Here is a 17,863-nt window from a genome sequence, read left to right on the forward strand (position 1 = left end):
GGCGCATCGGCCAGCGGATCGAGCCGCCGCCGGTCTGATTCCGTCGATCACCATTGACAGAGGATTCCTCGGTGGCAGTAGATTATTTCTCGTGCCAAGTGCCGATCGTTCTGGCGCGCGGGGGCGGCTGCTGGAGGTGGCCCGCCGCCGGTTTGCGGCCGACGGCGCCATCGCGGCGACGCTCGACGAGATCCGGCGTGACGCCGATGTCAGCGTCGGGGCGATGTATCACCATTTCCCGGACAAACCAGCGCTGGCCGCTGCCGTCTACGCCCAAGTCATGGGCGAATACCAGGCGGGATTCCTCGCCATGTTGCGCAGACACGCCACCGCCGAAGGTGGGATCCGCGGCGGCGTCGCGCATCACCTGCGCTGGGTGGCCGCCAACCGCAGCGAGGCGGCGTTGCTGCTGGGTGATCGGCTGGACAGCGTGGAGCTGCGTGACTGTAACCGGGAGTTCTTCGCCGCCGTGCGGGACTGGTGGCGTCCACACCACAGCTACGGCGCCTTGCGGCCGATGCAGGCCGGAATCACGGCAGCCTTGTGGTTCGGTCCGGCACAGGAATTCAGCCGGCACTGGATTGCCGGTGACGAAGCCAAGATGCCGCGCGGGGTGGTCAAGACCTTCGCCGATGCCGCGTGGAAGGCATTGCGGGCCAACGATATCGAGGAGGACGCGGGATGAGTGCAACAGGATCGCTATACAACAGCATGGTCGCCGATGGTGATGACCCCGAAGCGCCGCGCCGGATCCGGGTCGAGCATCGCGGTGACCGGGCGGTCGTGACCTTCGACGAACCCGACCGGCTCAACGTGCTTTCCGCGCCGTTGGTGCGGCAGTTACGGCGCGCGCTCGAGGCTCTCGTTGCCGATAGTGGCGTTCGCAGTGTGGTGCTCACCGGTGCCGACCCGGGCTTCAGCGCTGGCGGCGACTTGAAGATGATGCGCGCGGCGACCGAGCAGCTGACCCAACCGGAGGGTGTCGCCGACGTCTGGCGCTGGATCCGCCGCGAGTTCGGGGGTATTGCCCGGCTGATCGCCGGTTCGGACACCATCTTCGTGGCCGCGCTCAACGGCGCGGCGGCCGGAGTCGGCCTGGCGTGGGCGCTGACTTGCGATCTCACCATCGCCAGCGAGCGTGCGGTGATCGTGCCCGCGTTCGGTCGTCTGGGTCTGATTCCCGAGGTCGGCACCAGCTGGGCGCTGACCCGCCGGCTCGGCTACCAGGGCGCGCTTGCTTACTACCTGAGCGGAGATCACATCGACGCGCACACCGCACAACGGCTAGGCCTCGTGCAGCAGGTCGTCGAGCACGACAGTCTGCTCGCTACTGCCGACGATTGGTGCTCACGAGTCGCCGCCATGCCGGCACACGCGGTGGCGATGACCAAGCCGTTGCTGCGGGCCGCGGCCGACGCCGGCTGGAACGACGCGCTCACCATCGAGGAATTCGCCGAACCCACCTGCTTCACCACCGCCGCGTTCGCCGACAGTGTGCACACCATGCTGGCCGGTCGTTGATTCGATACGACCGACCCGGACGCACGTATTCGGCGACGCGCCAACCGGATCCACGGATCGGCACGCTCGTCGAGCAGGCGCTACAGGGTATGGCCACGATCGCGAACATCGGCGCCGGGACCGGCTCCTACGAACCGTCGAACACCGTCGTCGCCGTCGAACCCAGCACGGTCATGATCAGGCAACGCAGGGGCGGCGCCGCGCCGGTGGTGCGTGCTGTTGCCGAACACTTGCCTATTTGCGCAAACGCCGTCGATGCCGCGCTCGCAGTCCTGACCGTCCACCACTGGTCAGATGTCGACGCCGGCGTCGCCGAGATGATCCGCATCGCCCGCCGGCGCATCGTCATCCTCACGTGGGACCACACCGTCTTTCGTCAGTTCTGGTTGCTGCGCGAACACCTGCCTGCCGCCGCGGAGATGGACATGCATCTGGCCGTGCCGATTACCAAACTGCTGTCGCTGCTGGGCAATGCATCGATCCAGACGGTCCCGATTCCTTACGACTGCGCTGACGGATTCGGCGGCGCATACTGGCGTCGCCCACACGCCTATCTCGAGGCCGAAGTCCGTGCCGGGATCTCGATGTTCGCACTGATGGCCGAACCTCCACTGCGAGAAGGATTGTCGCGGCTAGGCTCCGACCTCGCCACGGGCGCGTGGACAGATCGCCACGCCGATCTTCTCGACAAGCCGCAGCTCGATCTCGGATATCGCCTTGTCGTCTCGGATCTCGAACTTCCGCTCAAGCCTGAATCTCGGCGGTGACCGCGCCGGTAAGCCGGAGCAGATCAGCGGGCGCAACCGCGACGTCCCATCCGCGTCGGCCCGCACTGCAGTACACCCGGCCCCAGGCCAGCGCGCTGGAGTCGACGACGGTGGGCAGCAGCGCGCGCTGCCCAAACGGCGATACAGCACCGAGCACATAGCCGGTGGCCCGCTGTGCGGCGGCGGGTTCGGCCATGCTGGCTTTGGTCACCCCCAAGGCAGCAGCGGCCGCCTTCAGCGACAATTTCGACGACGCCGGCAGTATCGCGACGCCGAATCCGTCCGGCACCGCGATGATCAGGGTCTTATAGATCTGCCCTGCCGCGATGCCGCCATCCGTGGTCAGCGCGTGGACCGCCTCGACGCCGAACGAGCGTTCTCGCGAATCGTGATCGAACTTCACCAGCTCGTGCGGCACACCGGCAGCGATCAAAGCCGCAAGCGCCGGTGTCGCAGCGCCGGCCGCCACGTCTATTTAGCGTCGTGATCCGCTGCGCCCGGCTTCGCCGCGCTTGCGATCACGACGTATTGATCGTCGTGACCCCGCTGCGCCCGGCTTCGCCGCGCTTGCGATCACGACGTATTGATCGTCGTGACCCGCTGCGCCCGGCTTCGCCGCGCTTGCGATCACGACGAGGCCTGCTTGTACCCCGGCGGGTTGACGCCGTCCACCCAGAAGTCGACGCCGAGTTTCGAACCTGGGATGCAGTCGTACACCGACAAGTCTTTGACACCGGAATCCACCAGCACGTCTTCGCACAGCAGCGTGTTGCCGGTGTACTCACGGGAGGGCTTGTTGAGGATGACGTAGGCCGCGTCGGAGTACACCTCTGGCTTGCGGGCGCGGCTCATCGCCTCGTCGCCGCCGAGCAGGTTCTGCACCGCAGCGGTGGCCACCAGCGTGCGCGGCCACAGCGTGTTGGACGCAATGCCGTCGTCACGCAGCTCCTCGGCCATGCCCAGCGCGCACAGCGTCATGCCGAATTTGGCCATCATGTACGCCGTCGGCTTCAACCACTCTTTTCCGAGCAGCACCGGCGGCGAGAGCGTCAGGATGTGCGGGTTCTCACGGCCCTTCAGATGCGGGATACACGCCTGAGACACCGCATACGTGCCGCGCACCTGGATGCCGTTCATCAGGTCGAACCGCTTCATCGGCACCTCGCTGATGGAGCCCAGGTTGATGGCCGACGCGTTGTTCACGCAGATGTCGATGCCGCCGAACTGCTCGACGGTCTTGGCTACTGCGGCCTCGACCGAGTCCGGGTCGCGGACGTCACCGACGATGGGCAGCGCTTGGCCGCCGGCCTCTTCGAGCTCTTTCGCGGCGGTGAACACCGTGCCCGGCAGCTTGGGGTGCGGTTCGGCGGTCTTGGCGATCAGGGCGATGTTGGCGCCGTCCTGGGCGGCCCGCTTGGCGATGGCCAGGCCGATTCCGCGACTGGCACCCGAGATGAACATGGTCTTGGCTTTCAGCGACATGAGCGTCACAGTAACGCTGCTCACAACCGGCCTGAATCGGCGGCCCTGATTGAGTCGTCGACGCCGGTGGAAACGGACCGGAAATAGCGAGGCGGTTATTGCTGTTGAGTGGTGCGAAGCAGACACTGTCGGTCGCAGCCTTTAGATTGGGGAAGGGGAGTCGGATGTCAACGGCGACGAGCCTCATCGGCGAAGAGCGGTTGGCCCGGTGCCAGACGGGTCCGGTGTTGATGGACCTGTTCAGCGGCATCGCGACAGAAGGGACTGCGTTACTCAACATGGCCGACATCGATGGCGCGACCGAGTCGGAGATCGCGGACGCCTCAGAAGTCTCAGCCGTCTCGGAAGTCTCGGACACCGCTGGGCGTAGCCGCCGGGACGAGACCGACGCGGAGCTGACCGCGCGCTTCGAGCGCGACGCGATTCCGCTGCTGGATCAGCTATACGGCGGCGCGCTGCGGATGACCCGGAATCCGGCCGATGCCGAGGATTTGCTTCAGGAAACCATGGTCAAGGCCTACGCGGGATTTCGGTCGTTCAAAGAGGGCACCAATCTCAAGGCGTGGCTCTACCGCATCCTGACCAATACTTACATCAACAGCTACCGCAAGAAGCAGCGGCAGCCGGCGCAGTATCCGACCGACGAGATCACCGACTGGCAGTTGGCGGCCACCGCTGAGCACTCCTCAACCGGCTTGCGCTCTGCCGAGGTCGAGGCGCTTGAGGCGCTGCCGGACACCGAAATAAAAGAGGCGCTACAGGCATTGCCCGAAGAATTTCGGATGGCCGTGTACTACGCAGACGTGGAGGGTTTCCCGTACAAGGAGATCGCCGAAATCATGGATACACCGATCGGCACGGTGATGTCGCGACTGCATCGCGGCAGACGCCAACTCCGTGAGTTGCTGACCGATGTGGCCAAGGACCGGGGTTTCATCCGGGGCGATCAGGCGCCCGAGGAGGTGTCGTCATGACCGAGTTTTCGCCCACCTCCGGCCCGGGCGACCCCGCGGCGGGTGCTGATGCGCGCATGAAGGCCGAGTGTGCCGAGGTGATCGCCGAGGTATGGACATTGCTGGACGGCGAATGCACCGCGGAGAATCGGGAAAAACTACGGAAGCACCTCGAGGAATGCCCGCCATGCCTGCAGTTCTACGGTCTGGAGGAGCGAATCAAGGTGTTGATCGCGAGCAAGTGCCGCGGCGAGAAAGCCCCGGAGGGCCTGCGTGAGCGGCTACGGCTAGAGATCAGCCGTACCACGATCATCCGATGGTAGCCGCCCCGCCTGACTACGAGTTGGGGCGCTTACCGTGGTTGGCCTTGTTGTACTTGCGGTCACGCTTCTTGCGGCCTCGCTTGGCCATAACTGATCCTCCTCGCAGATGTATCTGCAGGTCAGTCTTTCATGCGTCAGGTGTTGCGTAGCTCGGGGGCTACGCAATCGACCCCGTGCCCACTGGCATGACCCCGGCAGGCTGCACCGGCAAGGGCTGCCCTGGCATCACCGTTGTCTGTCCGGGAATCCCCGCTGTCTGTCCAGGCACCGGCGGCGTCTGCCCAGGTAGCGCGGGCGTCTGCCCCGGTAGCGCGGGCGTCTGGCCGGGCAGCCCGCCGGGCGTCTGTCCTGGGAGGCCGCCGGGGTAACCGGGGGTCTGGCCGGGCAGCCCACCGGGCGTCTGTCCTGGGAGGCCGCCGGGGTAGCCAGGGTTCTGGCCTGGGAATCCGCCGGGGGTCTGGCCGGGGAGCGCGCCGGGGTAGCCGGGCGTCTGTCCTGGGAGGCCGCCGGGGTAGCCGGGGTAGCCGGGCACGCCGCCGAGGGTTTGTCCGGGGAGGCCGCCTGGCAGGCCGCCGGGGTAGCCGCCTGGGAGACCACCGGGCACGCCGCCGGGCATTCCGCCTGGGAGGCCACCGGGCATTCCGCCCGGAAGACCACCGGGCATTCCTCCGAGACCGCCCGGCGTGAGGGCACTGCTGGCCGGCATCAACAGGTCCCCGCTGCCGGGGATGATGTTATTCATCAAACCGCTCAGTGAGCCGAAGAGCGAATTGGCGATGCTCACGGCACTGCCGGCGCCGCCGTCGGCCCCGCCGAGGCCTGGAATGGGCAGTGGGTCGTCGACAAGGAATGGTTGCTGGGGACTGGCCGCGGCGATCCCCGCGCCAAGCCCGATGGTGGCGATCGCTGCCAGCGCAACCCCGATGCCGGCTTTCACTCGGGTCAATGGGCGTCGACCGGTCGGATTCGCAAACATGTTCTCGGACAACGGAATTCCCCTCAAATTCGGCTGAGGCACTAAGTGTGCATCAGGCACTCCAATCACTCTGGAAACAATGCTGCTCAAATGTCACAATAACAACACGACACGATCACAGGACGAACTCTATAGGTTCGCTTAGTAATCTTGGAGTTTGCTTACTGATATCTCCGCGATATCAGCCGGCCCCTTTCTCCCGCGCGCAACAGCGGCCGACCTGCACTGTCGGCGCCGCCACGACCCGACGGTAGGACTCACTCCCTCGCGTCCAGGTGAACTGGTTGTGGTTCGATGGAACGGCAGCATTGCGAAAACACCGGCTGGTTGACGAACGGGGTGATGATGGCCGAGGACGTCCGCGCAGAGATCGTGGCCAGCGTGCTCGAAGTCGTGGTCAACGAGGGCGACCAGATCGGCGAGGGTGACACCTTGGTGCTGCTGGAATCGATGAAGATGGAGATCCCGGTCCTGGCCGAGGTTGCCGGCACGGTCAGCAAGGTCAGTGTTTCGGTCGGAGACGTCATCCAGGCCGGCGACCTTATCGCCGTGATCAGCTAGCCATTGGCTCGTCTGCACGTCTTGGCGGGAGTCGCCGATGTCCACACTTGGTGACCTTCTCGCCGAACACACCATGCTGCCGGGGAGCGCCGTCGACCACTTGCACGCGGTGGTCGGCGAGTGGCAGCTGCTTGCAGATCTTTCGTTCGCTGATTACCTGATGTGGGTCCGCCGCGATGACGGTTCGCTGGTGTGCGTCGCGCAGTGCCGACCGAATACCGCCCCGACGGTTCTACTGCGGGACGCAGTCGGTACCGTCTTCGCCGCCGACGAGATGCCGCTCATCGCAGCGGCGTTTGAGTCCGGCACTATCGGTCTGGAAAGCGATGCAGGCCAACAGTATTCGTGGCAGCAAACTGGACTGAACATCGAAGCCGTGCCGGTGCGGCACGGCGACATGGTGGTCGCGGTGCTGACGCATCAGAAGGCGGTCGGGGACACTCATAAATCCAGCCCATTGGAGACTGCCTACATCGACTGCGCTGCGGACCTCGTCACCATGCTCTCCGAGGGCACCTTTCCCAACGTGGGAGACCTGGTGATGTCGCGCTCCAGCCCGCGAGCCGGTGACGGCTTCATCCGACTCGACGTCAATGGAGTCGTCTCCTACGCCAGCCCGAACGCGCTTTCGGCCTATCATCGGATGGGCTTGACCTCGGAGTTGGAGGGCCACAACCTGATCGCGGTCACGCGTCCGCTGATCTCTGATCCCTTCGAGGCCCGTGAACTCGCCGAGCACGTGCTCAACTCCCTGGCCGGGGGTGCCAGCATGCGTATCGAGGTCGACGCCGGTGGTGCCACCGTCCTGCTGCGGACGCTGCCGCTGATGGTCCACGGCTCGGCAGCCGGCGCTGCGGTGCTGGTTCGTGACGTCACCGAAGTCAAGCGCCGAGACCGCGCGCTGATTTCCAAGGACGCCACGATCCGGGAGATTCATCACCGGGTGAAGAACAACCTTCAGACCGTCGCGGCGCTGCTGCGGCTGCAGGCCCGCAGGACGACCAACGCCGAGGGTCGAGAGGCGCTCATCGAGTCGGTACGCCGGGTGTCGTCGATCGCGTTGGTCCACGACGCGCTGTCGATGTCGGTGGATGAGGAAGTCAACCTCGACGAGGTGATCGACCGGATCCTGCCGATCATGAACGACGTGGCGACGGTGGACACGCCGATCCGGATAGACCGGACCGGCGTGCTCGGCGTCCTGGACTCCGATCGTGCGACCGCGCTGATCATGGTGATCACCGAGCTCGTCCAAAACGCCATCGAGCATGCGTTCGACCCGGCAGCGCGCGAACCTGGGGCCGGCGTGACCATTCGTGCCGAACGTTCGGCGCGTTGGCTCGACGTGGTGGTCCACGACAACGGTCGCGGGCTGCCCGAGGGGTTCAGCGTTGAGCAGTCCGACCGGCTAGGTCTGCAGATCGTGCGGACACTGGTGTCCGCGGAACTGGACGGCTCGCTGCACATGCATGGCGCCCCCGAAGGCGGAACCGACGTGGTGTTACGCGTCCCGATCGGTCGTCGCGTCCGGGCCGCGCACTAGTGCCGCACACAACGGTGCGGCCCCGACAGTTCGTCGGGGCCGCACCGTTGACGCGACTGAAACCCGGGTCAGACCCCGCTTCGGGCCTTTGTCCGGGCATTGCGACGCTTCAGTGCACGTCGCTCGTCTTCGCTCATTCCGCCCCATACACCGGAGTCCTGACCGGTGTTCAGCGCCCAAGACAGGCACTCGGTGGTCACCGGACAGCGGTTACAGACCAGTTTCGCGTCAGCGATCTGCGCGAGCGCCGGTCCGCTGTTCCCGACGGGGAAGAACAGCTCCGGGTCCTCATCGCGACACACCGCGTTGTGGCGCCAATCCATAAGTCGTTACTCCTCACTGTGTGCGCAGCAGGGCGCACGAGTATTTTTCTTCGGCTGTTAACGCAGGCACAAGAAATGTTTCCGTACCGTTGCAAGTGTTCATTCGATCGTTTCACAGGCTCAACAGATGTCAAGAGAGCCCGTTGGTCCGTGGGCAATCTCACTTTGGCGATCTGTTACCAAATCCCTTAATCGTTTGTACTACATTTCGACCCTTCTGACCAGCCTTTTTTGTGTCAGTCCGGTGCTTATCGCAGGTCAGAGCCTTAAGTTGGCCTTATGTTGCGGGGTGGAGTGACGACGTCCAGCGCGTCCGGAACCGCGCGGAACGTCATCTGCTCCCGCACGCCGAGGTAGTCGCCGTCGAACTGGCTGGCCATCGGGGGGTCGGCGCAGGTGACCCGCACGCAGGCGGCATCGTCGTCGCGGACGAGCTGGTTGCCTTCGAGCCTCGGCTGCTTGGAGAACATCTGCCCGACCAGTCGCAGGCTCGGCACCACCTTCAAACGGGTGACGCCGAACACTCCCAGGCCTGACTCGAAGGTGGTGCCGGGATTGGTGTACATCGGCCGGTCGTTGGCGAAGGTCCACGGGCTCGAGTTGGACACGAAGACGAAGTAGACCCCCGAGATCGGCTCCCGCCCGGGCAGATGCACGGTCAGCCGCGGTTCACGACGGGAGTAGGCCACCGTAGCGCGCACCGCCGCGCGGATATAGCGCGCTGGTGTGACCTTGACGCCTTTGTCCCGTTGGGCCTCCACGGCGGCGACTGCTTCGGCGTCGACGCCCATGCCGGCGTTGAGCACCGCCCACTGCTCACCGCAGTCGATCAGCCCGATCCGGCGCCACGCCTTTTGCTGTCCGTATCTGTCCAGCAGCCAGATCAGCTGGTTGGTGGCGTCAACCGGGCCTGGTGGGATTCCCAGTGACCGCGCCGTCACGTTCGCCGAGCCACCCGGGACTATCGCCAGCGCCGGGACATGGCCGTTAGGCAACTCACCGGGAGGGCCGAGCAGGCCGTTGACCACATTGCTGACCGTGCCGTCGCCGCCGTGCACGACGACCAAATCCACCCCGTCCTTCACGGCGGCCTGTGCGATTTCGCCGGCATGGCCGCGGTGCGTGGTGTGCTCGACGGTCAGCTCGAGGCGGCTCTTGAGCGCGTGTGCCAGCAAGTCGCGCCCCGCTGTGGTGGTCGACGTCGCGGTGGGGTTGACGATCAGCACGGCGCGCATGATGCCAAAGCCTACGGGAGGCGGTGATTACGCTGGCGCTGTGCGTATCCGCCGCAAGCAGGTGGGCCCGCCTGCTCCGGCCCCCATCCGAGGCGCCGGACTGATCGTTGCTCTGCAGGGCGCGACCGGGTTGGTGGTGGCCGCGGTTCTGCTATTCCGGGCGCTCGGCGGTGCAGATCAGCGGGTGGTCAACGGCTTCGGCACCGCAGCGTGGTTCGCTCTGGTCGGTGGGGCTGTTCTCGCCGCCGGGTGCGCATTGCTGGTCGGCAGGCGCTGGGGTCGCGGGCTGGCGGTGTTCGCCGAGCTGTTGCTGCTGCCGGTGGCCTGGTACCTGGCCGTGGGTTCTCATCGGGTGCTGGTCGGGATCCCGGTGGGCGTCATCGCGCTGACCGTGTTGGCGTTGCTGTTCAGTCCGGCCGCCGTGCGCTGGGTCTCCGGCGGGTCATAAGCGCCGCTCCTCCTCATCGCTCCGCTCTGCATCGTCGCCGGCGGGTCATAAGCGCCGCTCCTCCCCATCGCTCCGCTCTGCATCGTCGCCGGCGCGAATCAGCGGGGCCCGGCCAGCTCCGACAGTTTCGGGCCGGACAGCCGATAGGTGGTCCACTCGCTCTGCGGCCGACCGCCGACGGCCTCATAGAGGGCAATCGCATCGGTGTTCCAGTTCAGCACCGACCACGACAGCCGGGTGTAGCCGTTGTCCAGGCACTCCCTTGCCAGTGCCGTCAGCAGCCCGCGGGCCAGGCCGAGACGGCGAAATCGTGGACGCACGTACAGGTCCTCCAGATACACGCCGTCGACGCCGTCCCAGGTCGAGAAGCTGAGGAACCACAGGGCCATCGCGGCGACTTCGCCATCTACCTCGGCGACGTGTGCCCGTAGCGTGGAGGTATTACCGAAAAGTGCTGTGCTGATTTGCGTTTCGAGAACAGTGCATTGATCGGCCGCTCGTTCGAAGCGGGCCAGCCCGTGGATCATCGCGGTGATCGCGGCGGCATCGGCAGGTATGGCTCGGCGGATGTGCGCGGTCACGGATCAACTCCCAGCGCGGACAAAATAGTGAGGAATTTCGTTGTGGTCTCCGCAACTTCGTCATCAGGATCGGACTCGGCGACGATGCCGCCACCGGCATGGGCGAGCGCAGTACGGCGGTCAGCTGCGAGCTGCGCGCAGCGGATGGACACCACCCACCGTCCGTCACCGCGCGCGTCGCACCAGCCGACAGCGCCGGCGTAGAAGCCGCGGTCGCCCTCCAGCGTGCTGATCAGTTCGGCGGCGGCGCCGGCGGGCACCCCCCCGACCGCGGGTGTGGGGTGTAGCGCCAACGTCAAATCCATTGCCGTCGTCGATGTGTCGCGCAGTCGCCCATTGATGGGTGTGCTGAGATGCCAGAGCGCCGTGGTGCGGCTCAACTCCGGCGTAGGGGCGATCGTCAACTCGCTGCACAAGGGACGCAAGGCGTCGACCATGGTATCGATCACCAATTGGTGCTCGTGGCGATCCTTGGCGGAAGCGGCCAGTGCGGCGCCGGCAGCAGCGTCGAGCCCGGGATCGGCGGCACGCGGCGCAGAACCGGCGAAGGGCCGACACGTCACCCGGTCGCCGTCGCGTGCCACCAGCAGCTCCGGGCTGGCGCCGACCAAGGCCATGCCGGAGTACTCGCCGCCCGCCGCTGACAGGTCGACCAGATATCCGTAGGCGGCAGGGTCCTGCACGACCAATCGGCGCAGGATGATCCTGCCGTCCAGTGGAGCATCGGCGGCCAGCCGCAACGCGCGAGCCAGCACCACCTTCTGCAGGGTGCTGCCCGCAGCGGTCAGCCGCTCGCGGGCGCGTCGTACTCGGGCGCGGTGCTCCTCGGGCGTGGGAAGCGCCCCGGCGACGTGCACGGCCGGCAGCGGGCCGGTCGGCCAGTCGGGCAGTCCGTCAGTGCGTCGCACCGAATGTGGCACCATCAACGCGGCGGGACTGTGGACGTCAAAAGCTAACGCGCCCAGCACTATTGGCACTGCCCCCGAGCGCAACGCCGATTGCGCGCCGACCACGTCGCTGTAGCAGGTTCGCACGCCGTCGGCGACGACAGCGCCGGTCGGCCCGCACAGCACGAACGGTGGTTCGGTGGTGCTCACCCGGGTGCGATTGCCTGCGGGAGGCCGGTCAATCCGAGCGCAGCGAGCTGTCGCACGCCATGCTCGAACCCGCACAGGGCGATCGAGCCAGCGAGCATCCAGAAGCGGCTGCCCTCGACGAGCGGCAGCTCGACCCAGCGCGTGATTACCGAACGGGAAAAGTGACTATGGCCCACGAACAATACGTCGCGCGAGATCATGTGCTCTAACGCCAATGCGACGGCCCGATCAGCGCGGTCGCTGACTTGCGCCACACTCTCGCCGCCGGGGCACCCGTGGGTCCAGATCAGCCGATCAGGAACCGATTCTTGGATTTGCTGGGTCGTCAACCCTTCGTAGGAACCGTAATCCCATTCGGCGAGCAGGGGAGACACCTCGTCCACGGCGAGCCCGGCCAACTTGGCTGTGGTCAGGGCACGTATACGCGGGCTGCTGATCACAAGCGGGTCAGCGAGTTTCAGTTCACGCAGAACGCGCCCGGCAAGCTCGGCCTGGACTCGGCCGGTATCGGTCAGTTCGATGTCGGTGCGGCCGGTGTGCTGGCCGGATTTCGACCAGGCGGTCTCGCCGTGGCGGAGCAGTACAAGTCGGTGGTTGTGCAAGGCCATGCCGACTGATTCTGCCGGAGACATGCGGGCCCGTCGCCCTTAGCGCACAACCCCGAACATGCCAGGATGGACACTGTGACTAACACCCGGGTACTGGCGGTGGCCAACCAGAAGGGCGGGGTGGCCAAGACGACAACGGTGGCCTCACTGGGCGCGGCGATGGTGGACGCGGGATGCCGCGTGCTACTCGTCGACCTGGACCCGCAGGGCTGTCTGACTTTCTCACTCGGCCAAGACCCGGACAAGTTGGCGGTGTCGGTGCATGAGGTGTTGCTCGGTGAGGTGGAGCCGGACGTCGCCCTGGTCGACACAGCGGAGGGGATGACGCTGCTGCCGGCCAACATCGACCTGGCCGGCGCCGAAGCGATGCTGCTCATGCGGGCCGGCCGCGAGTACGCGCTGAGACGCGCGCTGGACAAGCTCGGTGACCGCTTCGACGTGGTCATCATCGACTGCCCACCGTCGCTGGGCGTGCTTACGCTCAACGGGCTCACGGCCGCCGGCGAGGTCATCGTGCCGTTGCAATGCGAAACGTTGGCGCATCGCGGCGTCGGCCAATTCCTGCGCACCGTCGCTGACGTCCAGCAGATCACCAACCCTGCCCTGCGGTTACTCGGCGCGCTGCCGACGCTGTACGACCCGCGCACCACCCACACCCGCGACGTGCTGCTCGATGTCGCCGACCGCTACGACCTGCCGGTGCTGGCGCCGCCCATTCCGCGCACGGTGCGTTTCGCCGAGGCCAGCGCGTCCGGCTCATCGGTGATGGCCGCGCGCAAGAACAAGGGCGCGTCCGCCTACCGAGAGTTGGCCGAGACCCTGCTCAAACACTGGAAGTCGGGTAAGGCACTGCCGACGTTCACCATCGACGCCTGACGTCGTACGCCTAGCCCGACTCTCCCCCGCAAGCGGGAGGTGCCCCCACCTCGGGCCGTTCCGGCCCGCATCGTCGTCGGGCGCGGCTTAGCCCAGCGCGACGAGGGTGTTGCCGCGCTGCTCGAGCACCTGCGAACCCGAAACGGCGGGAATCACCGGGGAATTGCCCGGCGGCCGGGTCACCGGCAGATAGCCTTCGCCTTCGCCGGTGACCGGATCACAAACGGCGATGCCACCTGTGACGGGGACGAGCAACTTGCCCGCCATCGTCGCCGCGGGCCCCACCGGAACCGAAGGCCCGGCGGCCCCAATGAAAAAGCGGTAGGTCAGCGTTGCCCCGTCGAAGACCATCACCTTGTCGCCGGTCCACCACGTCACCAGGTTGCCGGTCCGCGACACCACGCTCGACGTCGACGGCGGCTTGGGCAGCAGCGTGCTGGCCACGGTCACCCCGGATTCGTCGACCACGTCGACTCTCGGCTGCGGCGCCGGTAGGTAGATGAGGGTCTTGGTCTCGGCCACTGTCAGCACCCGGGCACCAGAACCCACGCCGATCCCCGGTTCGGGCACGTCGCGCAGCTCCGGCTCGTCTTCTTCCTTGCTGGGGCGCAGCAGCGTGAGCCGCAGATCCGCTTGGCTGCCGCACGCGCCGAGCACCGAGACCGCCGCCGAGCTGGCCGCCGCCGAAACGAAGCGGCATCCGGTGTGCAATCCCTTCGAGGAGGGCTTCACGCGGGCGTCGATCTCGCCGTAGGAGAGCATCCGGACCATGTCGGAACGCCACAGTTCCAGCCTGGTGTCCCCGGCCGACAAAATCGTGATGCCGTCGGAGGACAGGTTGACACGATCGTCGGCGTAGCTGCTTCGGGCGGGTCCGCGGCTGCCGGTGGATCCGTCGATCGTGCTGACCTGACCGCAGCCCCGGTCGTCGCGGTAGACCGCGACCGCGTAGCGGTAGACCCCGGCGACCCCGCACAGATCGCTGCCGCGCGAGTAGCTCCACCGCACCTGGCCGGTGACCGGATCACGGCCCTGGACGGCACGCCCGTCGGCGGTGACGACGGTTCCGGCGACCGCGACAGGCTGGTCGGTAGGCGCGTTGGGGGCGGTCCAGAGCTGCTTGAGCGAGGCCGGCACCTCGCGGGCCGACCTCAGGCTGGGCGGGGGCCCCGCCGCGGGCCGGCTGATCGTTGCTCGGGCATCGCTGGTCCACCAGATCAACGCCGCCGCCACGGCAACCACCGCCGCGATCGCTGCCGCGGCCAATACATCGGCCTTGGTGCGGCGTTCCGGTTTGACCATCAGGGGGCAGGCGACACCGGTTCAGTTGGCATTCGCGGCCACGCCCGTCGACTTGCGGGGGCGACGACGGCGGCGGCGCCCGTTGTGAGCGCCGTCGCCGGAGTTCGCGCTCGCGGTACCCGTTGATTGGGTAGCCGACGTGGATGTCGCTGAAGGGGTTGCATCGCCGTTGGTGGCACTGGCCGCAACGGGGTGGCCGGTTGCCGATTTGCCTCCGCGGGTGCGCTGCCGCTGCCGGCTGCTCGTGGGTGACCGCGGCTCGGATCGGTCGCCGTCGCGCTGACCCGATGTGGCGCGTTTGGCCTGCGATTTACGCGGTGTCCCGACTGTGCCGCGGGAGTCGGTCGGGATGTCGAGTTCGGCGTACAGATGCGGCGAACTGGAGTAGGTCTCGGAGGGATCCGGGCAGCCCAGGCCGAGGGTCTTGTCGATCATCGTCCAGCGGGCCAGCTCGTCCCAGTCCACCAGGGTGACCGCGACACCGGTCTTGCCGGCGCGGCCGGTGCGACCGATGCGGTGCACGTAAGCCTGTTCGTCCTCGGGGATCTGGTAGTTGATGACGTGTGTGACGTCGTCGACGTCGATCCCGCGCGCGGCCACGTCGGTGGCGACCAGGACATCGATACCGCCGCTGCGGAACGCTTTGAGCGCCTTCTCACGGGCTATCTGCCCCAGGTCGCCGTGCACGGCGCCCACTGCGAAACCGCGTTCGGCCAACTCGTCGGCGACCTTCTGCGCGGTGCGCTTGGTGCGGGTGAAGATCATGGTCGCGCCGCGTCCGCGGGCCTGCAGGATTCGGCTGACCAGCTCGACCTTGTCCAGCGCGTGTGCGCGGTAGCTGTACTGCTTGGTGAGGTCGTGGACCGCGGAGGAGTGCGGCGCCTCAGCCCGGATGTGGGTGGGCTGGTTCATGAACGTGCGGGCCAGCGTGATGATCGGATCCGGCATCGTCGCCGAGAACAGCATCGACTGCCGCTCGTCGGGGATTTGACGCAAGATGCGTTCGATGTCGGGCAGGAAGCCGAGGTCGAGCATCTCGTCGGCCTCGTCGAGGATCAGCACCGACAGACCGCCCAGCTGCAGATGCCCTTGCTGGGCCAGGTCGAGCAACCGGCCGGGGGTGCCGACCACCACGTCGGCGCCGGCGCGCAGCGCCTCGATTTGCGGCTCGTAGGGCCGGCCGCCGTAAATGGAGACCACCGACAGCCGTCGGTCGTCGTCGGTGGTCAGGTACTTGGCGGCGGTGGCCAGGTCACCAGACACCTGCAGGCACAGTTCGCGGGTGGGCACCACGATCAGCGCCCGCGGAATGCCGGTGAGGGGGCGTTGCGCTCCGGAGGTGGTGATCCGCTGCAACAGCGGCACCCCGAACGCGAAGGTCTTGCCCATTCCGGTGCGGGCTTGGCCGATCAGGTCGTCGCCAGCTAGTGCGAGCGGCAGGGTGAGCTCTTGGATAGCAAAGGGATGCTTGATGCCTTCTTCTGTCAGTGCCTGCACTATCTCATCGCGGACGCCGAGGTCGGCAAAGGTCGATTCGGATGTGGCTCGGGTGGGTGTGATTAATGGGGTCATGCGTGAGACGCGATGCCTTTCGGGTTGTATTCGGTTTGTCAATCGCTGCGTCACGCGCGCATCAGTTGACTGTCGAATACGTTGCCGATTCGCGGGCCCTGCGCTCTCTAGGCGGGCCAACTGCTTGCACGCACATTTCGCCGGTAGCGGCAGTAAGGATCTACAGCCAATACCTGTGTCAATCATAGCTGGTGGGCTGTCAGGGCCGGGGATCGCGGCCCGGGCGGCCATTCGCGTGGCGGTCGCCGGCGCGGTGAAGCCGGGCGCAGCGGGTCGCCACGGACGCCTAGAGTGTTGCCATGACCTCGCTTTCGGGCGCCGACAAGCTGCCCGATCCGCCCCCGTCACGGGTGCCGGCGGACCATCCCGGCGTCAACGAATTGTTCGCGGTGCTGGCCTACGGCGAGGTCGCGGCCTTCTACCGGCTCACCGACGAGGCGAAGATGGCGCCGGATCTGCGCGGGCGAATTTCGATGGCCAGCATGGCGGCGGCCGAGATGGGCCACTACGAGCTGCTGCGCGACGCCCTGGAGAGCCGCGGCGTCGACGTGGTGCCGACGATTTCGAGGTACGCCTCCGCGCTCGACGGCTATCACCGGCTGACCACGCCGAGCACCTGGCTGGAGGCGCTGGTCAAGGCCTATGTGGGCGATGCGCTGGCCGCCGACTTCTATCTGCAGATCGCCGACGAGTTGCCTGACGAGGTTGCCGACGTGGTGCGCGCGACGATGTCGCAGACCGGGCACTCCCAGTTCGTCGTCGCCGAGGTGCGGGCCGCGGTGACCAAGAGCGGCAGACAGCGCAGCCGGCTGGCGCTGTGGTCACGTCGTCTGCTCGGCGAGGCGATCACCCAGGCCCAGTACGTGTTGGCCGAACACGATGAGCTGGTCGACCTGGTGGTGTCCAGGACGGAGGGCCTGACGCAGCTAGCGGGGTTCTTCGACCGGCTGCAGCGCACACACGACGAGCGGATGCGCGATCTGGGCCTGGCTTAGCGGGTGCAGGTCGCGATCATCGCGCTGCTGGTCGACATCGCGACGGGCTGACCCGCGCCGTCGGTGATCGAGCAGTTGAGATGACCGGTCAGGCTTGTCGCGACGACGGACCTGAGCTGCACCCCCGGGTTCATCACCACGGTCCTCGACCATGGCAGTGACACGTTGAAGTCGGTCTGCGGCGCGCCCTGCGCATCGGTGTAGACGACGGTGACCAGATCGAGAAGCCCTTTGGTTCCGGTCACCCGGTAGACGAAGGTCCGGGCGGCCACGTCCGGTGGTACCGAGGGGACAGCCACCGGCGGCGGGATCACCGTCGGCGCGTTAGTGGGACCTGCGGTCGGCGTTGGGCTGGGTTTTCTGGGAGGCGGTGTCACGGTGGTGACGGTCTCGCGGGGTAGCGACGGCACCGGGGGAGCGCTGAGCCGCGGTGACGTCACGCTGCGCGACGGCGGCACCACCACCGTCGCCGAGGTCGAGGCGCTGTCGCCGCCGTTGACGATCACCACCGTGGCGATCACCGCCAGGACGAAGACGATACCGGCGATCATTGCGACCGGACGCCACCGTTCGTCGATGGGCGCAATCACGTCATCGTCGTCGGCGTAGATGTCGTCGACGTCGTCATCTGGGTAGTCCTGGATATCGCTATCCAAGTAATTCATGGTGCTGATGGTGCAGATGTTATTGATGTGGGGAT

Annotated in this window: 22 protein-coding genes; 10 read left to right on the forward strand and 12 right to left on the reverse strand. The window is 66.6% G+C overall.

The window, feature by feature from the left end; translation table 11 throughout:
- Window positions 1–91 precede the first annotated feature (91 nt).
- The 3 genes from ACLQI9_RS29925 (at window position 92) to ACLQI9_RS29935 (ending at window position 2,288) form a co-directional block, all read left to right on the forward strand.
- Window positions 92–685, forward strand: a complete 594-nt coding sequence (locus ACLQI9_RS29925; RefSeq protein WP_442375860.1) for a TetR/AcrR family transcriptional regulator — start codon at window positions 92–94, stop codon at window positions 683–685.
- The gene (locus ACLQI9_RS29930; protein WP_442375861.1) at window positions 682–1,521 is read left to right on the forward strand and encodes an enoyl-CoA hydratase/isomerase family protein; all 840 of its coding nucleotides are present in this window, start codon (window positions 682–684) and stop codon (window positions 1,519–1,521) included. The genes ACLQI9_RS29925 and ACLQI9_RS29930 overlap by 4 nt, the downstream gene beginning before the upstream one ends.
- A gap of 89 nt (window positions 1,522–1,610) precedes the next feature.
- Window positions 1,611–2,288 (forward strand): class I SAM-dependent methyltransferase, encoded by a 678-nt coding sequence (locus ACLQI9_RS29935; protein ID WP_442375862.1) that lies wholly within the window; start codon window positions 1,611–1,613, stop codon window positions 2,286–2,288.
- On the opposite strand, the gene ACLQI9_RS29940 is transcribed toward ACLQI9_RS29935, so the two are convergent.
- Window positions 2,266–2,757, reverse strand: coding sequence for a YbaK/EbsC family protein (locus tag ACLQI9_RS29940; RefSeq protein WP_442375863.1), 492 nt, complete (start codon window positions 2,755–2,757; stop codon window positions 2,266–2,268). The genes ACLQI9_RS29935 and ACLQI9_RS29940 overlap by 23 nt on opposite strands.
- A gap of 158 nt (window positions 2,758–2,915) precedes the next feature.
- Window positions 2,916–3,770, reverse strand: coding sequence for an SDR family oxidoreductase (locus ACLQI9_RS29945; RefSeq protein ID WP_442375864.1), 855 nt, complete (start codon window positions 3,768–3,770; stop codon window positions 2,916–2,918).
- Window positions 3,771–4,048: 278 nt separating this feature from the next.
- Here ACLQI9_RS29945 and ACLQI9_RS29950 point away from each other — a divergent pair, with 278 nt between their 5' ends.
- Window positions 4,049–4,744: a sigma-70 family RNA polymerase sigma factor gene (locus tag ACLQI9_RS29950; RefSeq protein ID WP_442375891.1), complete on the forward strand. Its 696-nt coding sequence runs from the start codon at window positions 4,049–4,051 to the stop codon at window positions 4,742–4,744.
- Window positions 4,741–5,046: a mycothiol system anti-sigma-R factor gene (gene rsrA / locus ACLQI9_RS29955; RefSeq protein ID WP_442375865.1), complete on the forward strand. Its 306-nt coding sequence runs from the start codon at window positions 4,741–4,743 to the stop codon at window positions 5,044–5,046. The genes ACLQI9_RS29950 and rsrA overlap by 4 nt, the downstream gene beginning before the upstream one ends.
- A 13-nt stretch (window positions 5,047–5,059) precedes the next feature.
- On the opposite strand, the gene ACLQI9_RS29960 is transcribed toward rsrA, so the two are convergent.
- Window positions 5,060–5,134: a 50S ribosomal protein bL37 gene (locus ACLQI9_RS29960; RefSeq protein ID WP_142308634.1), complete on the reverse strand. Its 75-nt coding sequence runs from the start codon at window positions 5,132–5,134 to the stop codon at window positions 5,060–5,062.
- Between the two features lie 69 nt (window positions 5,135–5,203).
- Complete coding sequence (locus tag ACLQI9_RS29965; protein ID WP_442392649.1) at window positions 5,204–5,983, reverse strand: hypothetical protein; 780 nt, start codon at window positions 5,981–5,983, stop codon at window positions 5,204–5,206.
- A 384-nt stretch (window positions 5,984–6,367) separates the two neighbouring features.
- Between ACLQI9_RS29965 and ACLQI9_RS29970 the strand changes: the two genes are divergently transcribed.
- Together ACLQI9_RS29970 and ACLQI9_RS29975 are read left to right on the forward strand one after the other, a co-directional pair.
- Window positions 6,368–6,583 (forward strand): biotin/lipoyl-binding carrier protein, encoded by a 216-nt coding sequence (locus tag ACLQI9_RS29970; RefSeq protein ID WP_014208824.1) that lies wholly within the window; start codon window positions 6,368–6,370, stop codon window positions 6,581–6,583.
- Window positions 6,584–6,620: 37 nt separating this feature from the next.
- Entirely contained in the window at window positions 6,621–8,126 is a 1,506-nt protein-coding gene (locus tag ACLQI9_RS29975; RefSeq protein ID WP_442375867.1) for a sensor histidine kinase, read from the forward strand.
- A gap of 68 nt (window positions 8,127–8,194) precedes the next feature.
- Here the strand turns inward: ACLQI9_RS29975 and whiB1 are convergent, their stop codons facing one another.
- Together whiB1 and ACLQI9_RS29985 are read right to left on the reverse strand one after the other, a co-directional pair.
- The gene (whiB1, locus tag ACLQI9_RS29980) at window positions 8,195–8,449 is read right to left on the reverse strand and encodes a transcriptional regulator WhiB1 (protein WP_324855696.1); all 255 of its coding nucleotides are present in this window, start codon (window positions 8,447–8,449) and stop codon (window positions 8,195–8,197) included.
- Window positions 8,450–8,715: 266 nt separating this feature from the next.
- The gene (locus ACLQI9_RS29985) at window positions 8,716–9,684 is read right to left on the reverse strand and encodes a diacylglycerol/lipid kinase family protein (protein WP_442375868.1); all 969 of its coding nucleotides are present in this window, start codon (window positions 9,682–9,684) and stop codon (window positions 8,716–8,718) included.
- 61 nt (window positions 9,685–9,745) lie between these two features.
- On the opposite strand from ACLQI9_RS29985, the gene ACLQI9_RS29990 reads away from it, so the two are divergent.
- Window positions 9,746–10,132, forward strand: a complete 387-nt coding sequence (locus tag ACLQI9_RS29990; RefSeq protein WP_442375892.1) for a hypothetical protein — start codon at window positions 9,746–9,748, stop codon at window positions 10,130–10,132.
- A gap of 98 nt (window positions 10,133–10,230) precedes the next feature.
- Here the strand turns inward: ACLQI9_RS29990 and ACLQI9_RS29995 are convergent, their stop codons facing one another.
- From ACLQI9_RS29995 to ACLQI9_RS30005, 3 genes are read right to left on the reverse strand one after another with little or no spacing between them, the layout of a single operon-like run.
- Window positions 10,231–10,713: a GNAT family N-acetyltransferase gene (locus ACLQI9_RS29995; RefSeq protein ID WP_442375869.1), complete on the reverse strand. Its 483-nt coding sequence runs from the start codon at window positions 10,711–10,713 to the stop codon at window positions 10,231–10,233.
- A complete protein-coding gene (locus ACLQI9_RS30000) occupies window positions 10,710–11,810 on the reverse strand; it encodes an isochorismate synthase (RefSeq protein WP_442375870.1) in 1,101 nt (366 codons plus the stop codon). The genes ACLQI9_RS29995 and ACLQI9_RS30000 overlap by 4 nt, the downstream gene beginning before the upstream one ends.
- Complete coding sequence (locus tag ACLQI9_RS30005) at window positions 11,807–12,418, reverse strand: acid phosphatase (RefSeq protein WP_442375871.1); 612 nt, start codon at window positions 12,416–12,418, stop codon at window positions 11,807–11,809. The genes ACLQI9_RS30000 and ACLQI9_RS30005 overlap by 4 nt, the downstream gene beginning before the upstream one ends.
- 75 nt (window positions 12,419–12,493) lie before the next feature.
- Between ACLQI9_RS30005 and ACLQI9_RS30010 the strand changes: the two genes are divergently transcribed.
- Window positions 12,494–13,294: a ParA family protein gene (locus ACLQI9_RS30010; RefSeq protein WP_442375893.1), complete on the forward strand. Its 801-nt coding sequence runs from the start codon at window positions 12,494–12,496 to the stop codon at window positions 13,292–13,294.
- An 87-nt stretch (window positions 13,295–13,381) separates the two neighbouring features.
- Here ACLQI9_RS30010 and ACLQI9_RS30015 read toward each other — a convergent pair whose 3' ends face one another.
- Window positions 13,382–14,596: an Rv3212 family protein gene (locus ACLQI9_RS30015; protein WP_442375872.1), complete on the reverse strand. Its 1,215-nt coding sequence runs from the start codon at window positions 14,594–14,596 to the stop codon at window positions 13,382–13,384.
- 21 nt (window positions 14,597–14,617) lie between these two features.
- Window positions 14,618–16,168 carry a DEAD/DEAH box helicase gene (locus ACLQI9_RS30020; protein ID WP_442375873.1) on the reverse strand — a complete coding sequence of 517 codons (1,551 nt, stop codon included), beginning with the start codon at window positions 16,166–16,168 and terminating at the stop codon, window positions 14,618–14,620.
- 299 nt (window positions 16,169–16,467) lie between these two features.
- Here ACLQI9_RS30020 and ACLQI9_RS30025 point away from each other — a divergent pair, with 299 nt between their 5' ends.
- On the forward strand, window positions 16,468–17,163 hold the full coding sequence (locus ACLQI9_RS30025; RefSeq protein ID WP_442375874.1) for a ferritin-like fold-containing protein: 696 nt from the start codon (window positions 16,468–16,470) through the stop codon (window positions 17,161–17,163).
- On the opposite strand, the gene ACLQI9_RS30030 is transcribed toward ACLQI9_RS30025, so the two are convergent.
- The gene (locus ACLQI9_RS30030; protein ID WP_442375875.1) at window positions 17,160–17,828 is read right to left on the reverse strand and encodes an MmpS family transport accessory protein; all 669 of its coding nucleotides are present in this window, start codon (window positions 17,826–17,828) and stop codon (window positions 17,160–17,162) included. The two genes, ACLQI9_RS30025 and ACLQI9_RS30030, sit on opposite strands and share 4 nt — an antisense overlap.
- Between the last annotated feature and the right edge of the window lie 35 nt (window positions 17,829–17,863).

This window comes from Mycobacterium sp. (assembly GCF_052143115.1).
Lineage (GTDB): Bacteria > Actinomycetota > Actinomycetes > Mycobacteriales > Mycobacteriaceae > Mycobacterium.

Bases quoted from the DNA above. Each gene is read 5' to 3' on its own strand.
- ACLQI9_RS29930 (WP_442375861.1), top strand. From the start codon at position 682: ATGAGTGCAACAGGATCGCTATACAACAGCATGGTCGCCGATGGTGAT.
- ACLQI9_RS29935 (WP_442375862.1), top strand. From the start codon at position 1,611: ATGGCCACGATCGCGAACATCGGCGCCGGGACCGGCTCCTACGAACCG.
- ACLQI9_RS29945 (WP_442375864.1), bottom strand. From the start codon at position 3,770: ATGTCGCTGAAAGCCAAGACCATGTTCATCTCGGGTGCCAGTCGCGGA.
- ACLQI9_RS29950 (WP_442375891.1), top strand. From the start codon at position 4,049: ATGGCCGACATCGATGGCGCGACCGAGTCGGAGATCGCGGACGCCTCA.
- rsrA (WP_442375865.1), top strand. From the start codon at position 4,741: ATGACCGAGTTTTCGCCCACCTCCGGCCCGGGCGACCCCGCGGCGGGT.
- ACLQI9_RS29970 (WP_014208824.1), top strand. From the start codon at position 6,368: ATGGCCGAGGACGTCCGCGCAGAGATCGTGGCCAGCGTGCTCGAAGTC.
- ACLQI9_RS29975 (WP_442375867.1), top strand. From the start codon at position 6,621: ATGTCCACACTTGGTGACCTTCTCGCCGAACACACCATGCTGCCGGGG.
- whiB1 (WP_324855696.1), bottom strand. From the start codon at position 8,449: ATGGATTGGCGCCACAACGCGGTGTGTCGCGATGAGGACCCGGAGCTG.
- ACLQI9_RS29985 (WP_442375868.1), bottom strand. From the start codon at position 9,684: ATGCGCGCCGTGCTGATCGTCAACCCCACCGCGACGTCGACCACCACA.
- ACLQI9_RS30005 (WP_442375871.1), bottom strand. From the start codon at position 12,418: ATGGCCTTGCACAACCACCGACTTGTACTGCTCCGCCACGGCGAGACC.
- ACLQI9_RS30015 (WP_442375872.1), bottom strand. From the start codon at position 14,596: ATGGTCAAACCGGAACGCCGCACCAAGGCCGATGTATTGGCCGCGGCA.
- ACLQI9_RS30020 (WP_442375873.1), bottom strand. From the start codon at position 16,168: ATGACCCCATTAATCACACCCACCCGAGCCACATCCGAATCGACCTTT.
- ACLQI9_RS30025 (WP_442375874.1), top strand. From the start codon at position 16,468: ATGACCTCGCTTTCGGGCGCCGACAAGCTGCCCGATCCGCCCCCGTCA.
- ACLQI9_RS30030 (WP_442375875.1), bottom strand. From the start codon at position 17,828: ATGAATTACTTGGATAGCGATATCCAGGACTACCCAGATGACGACGTC.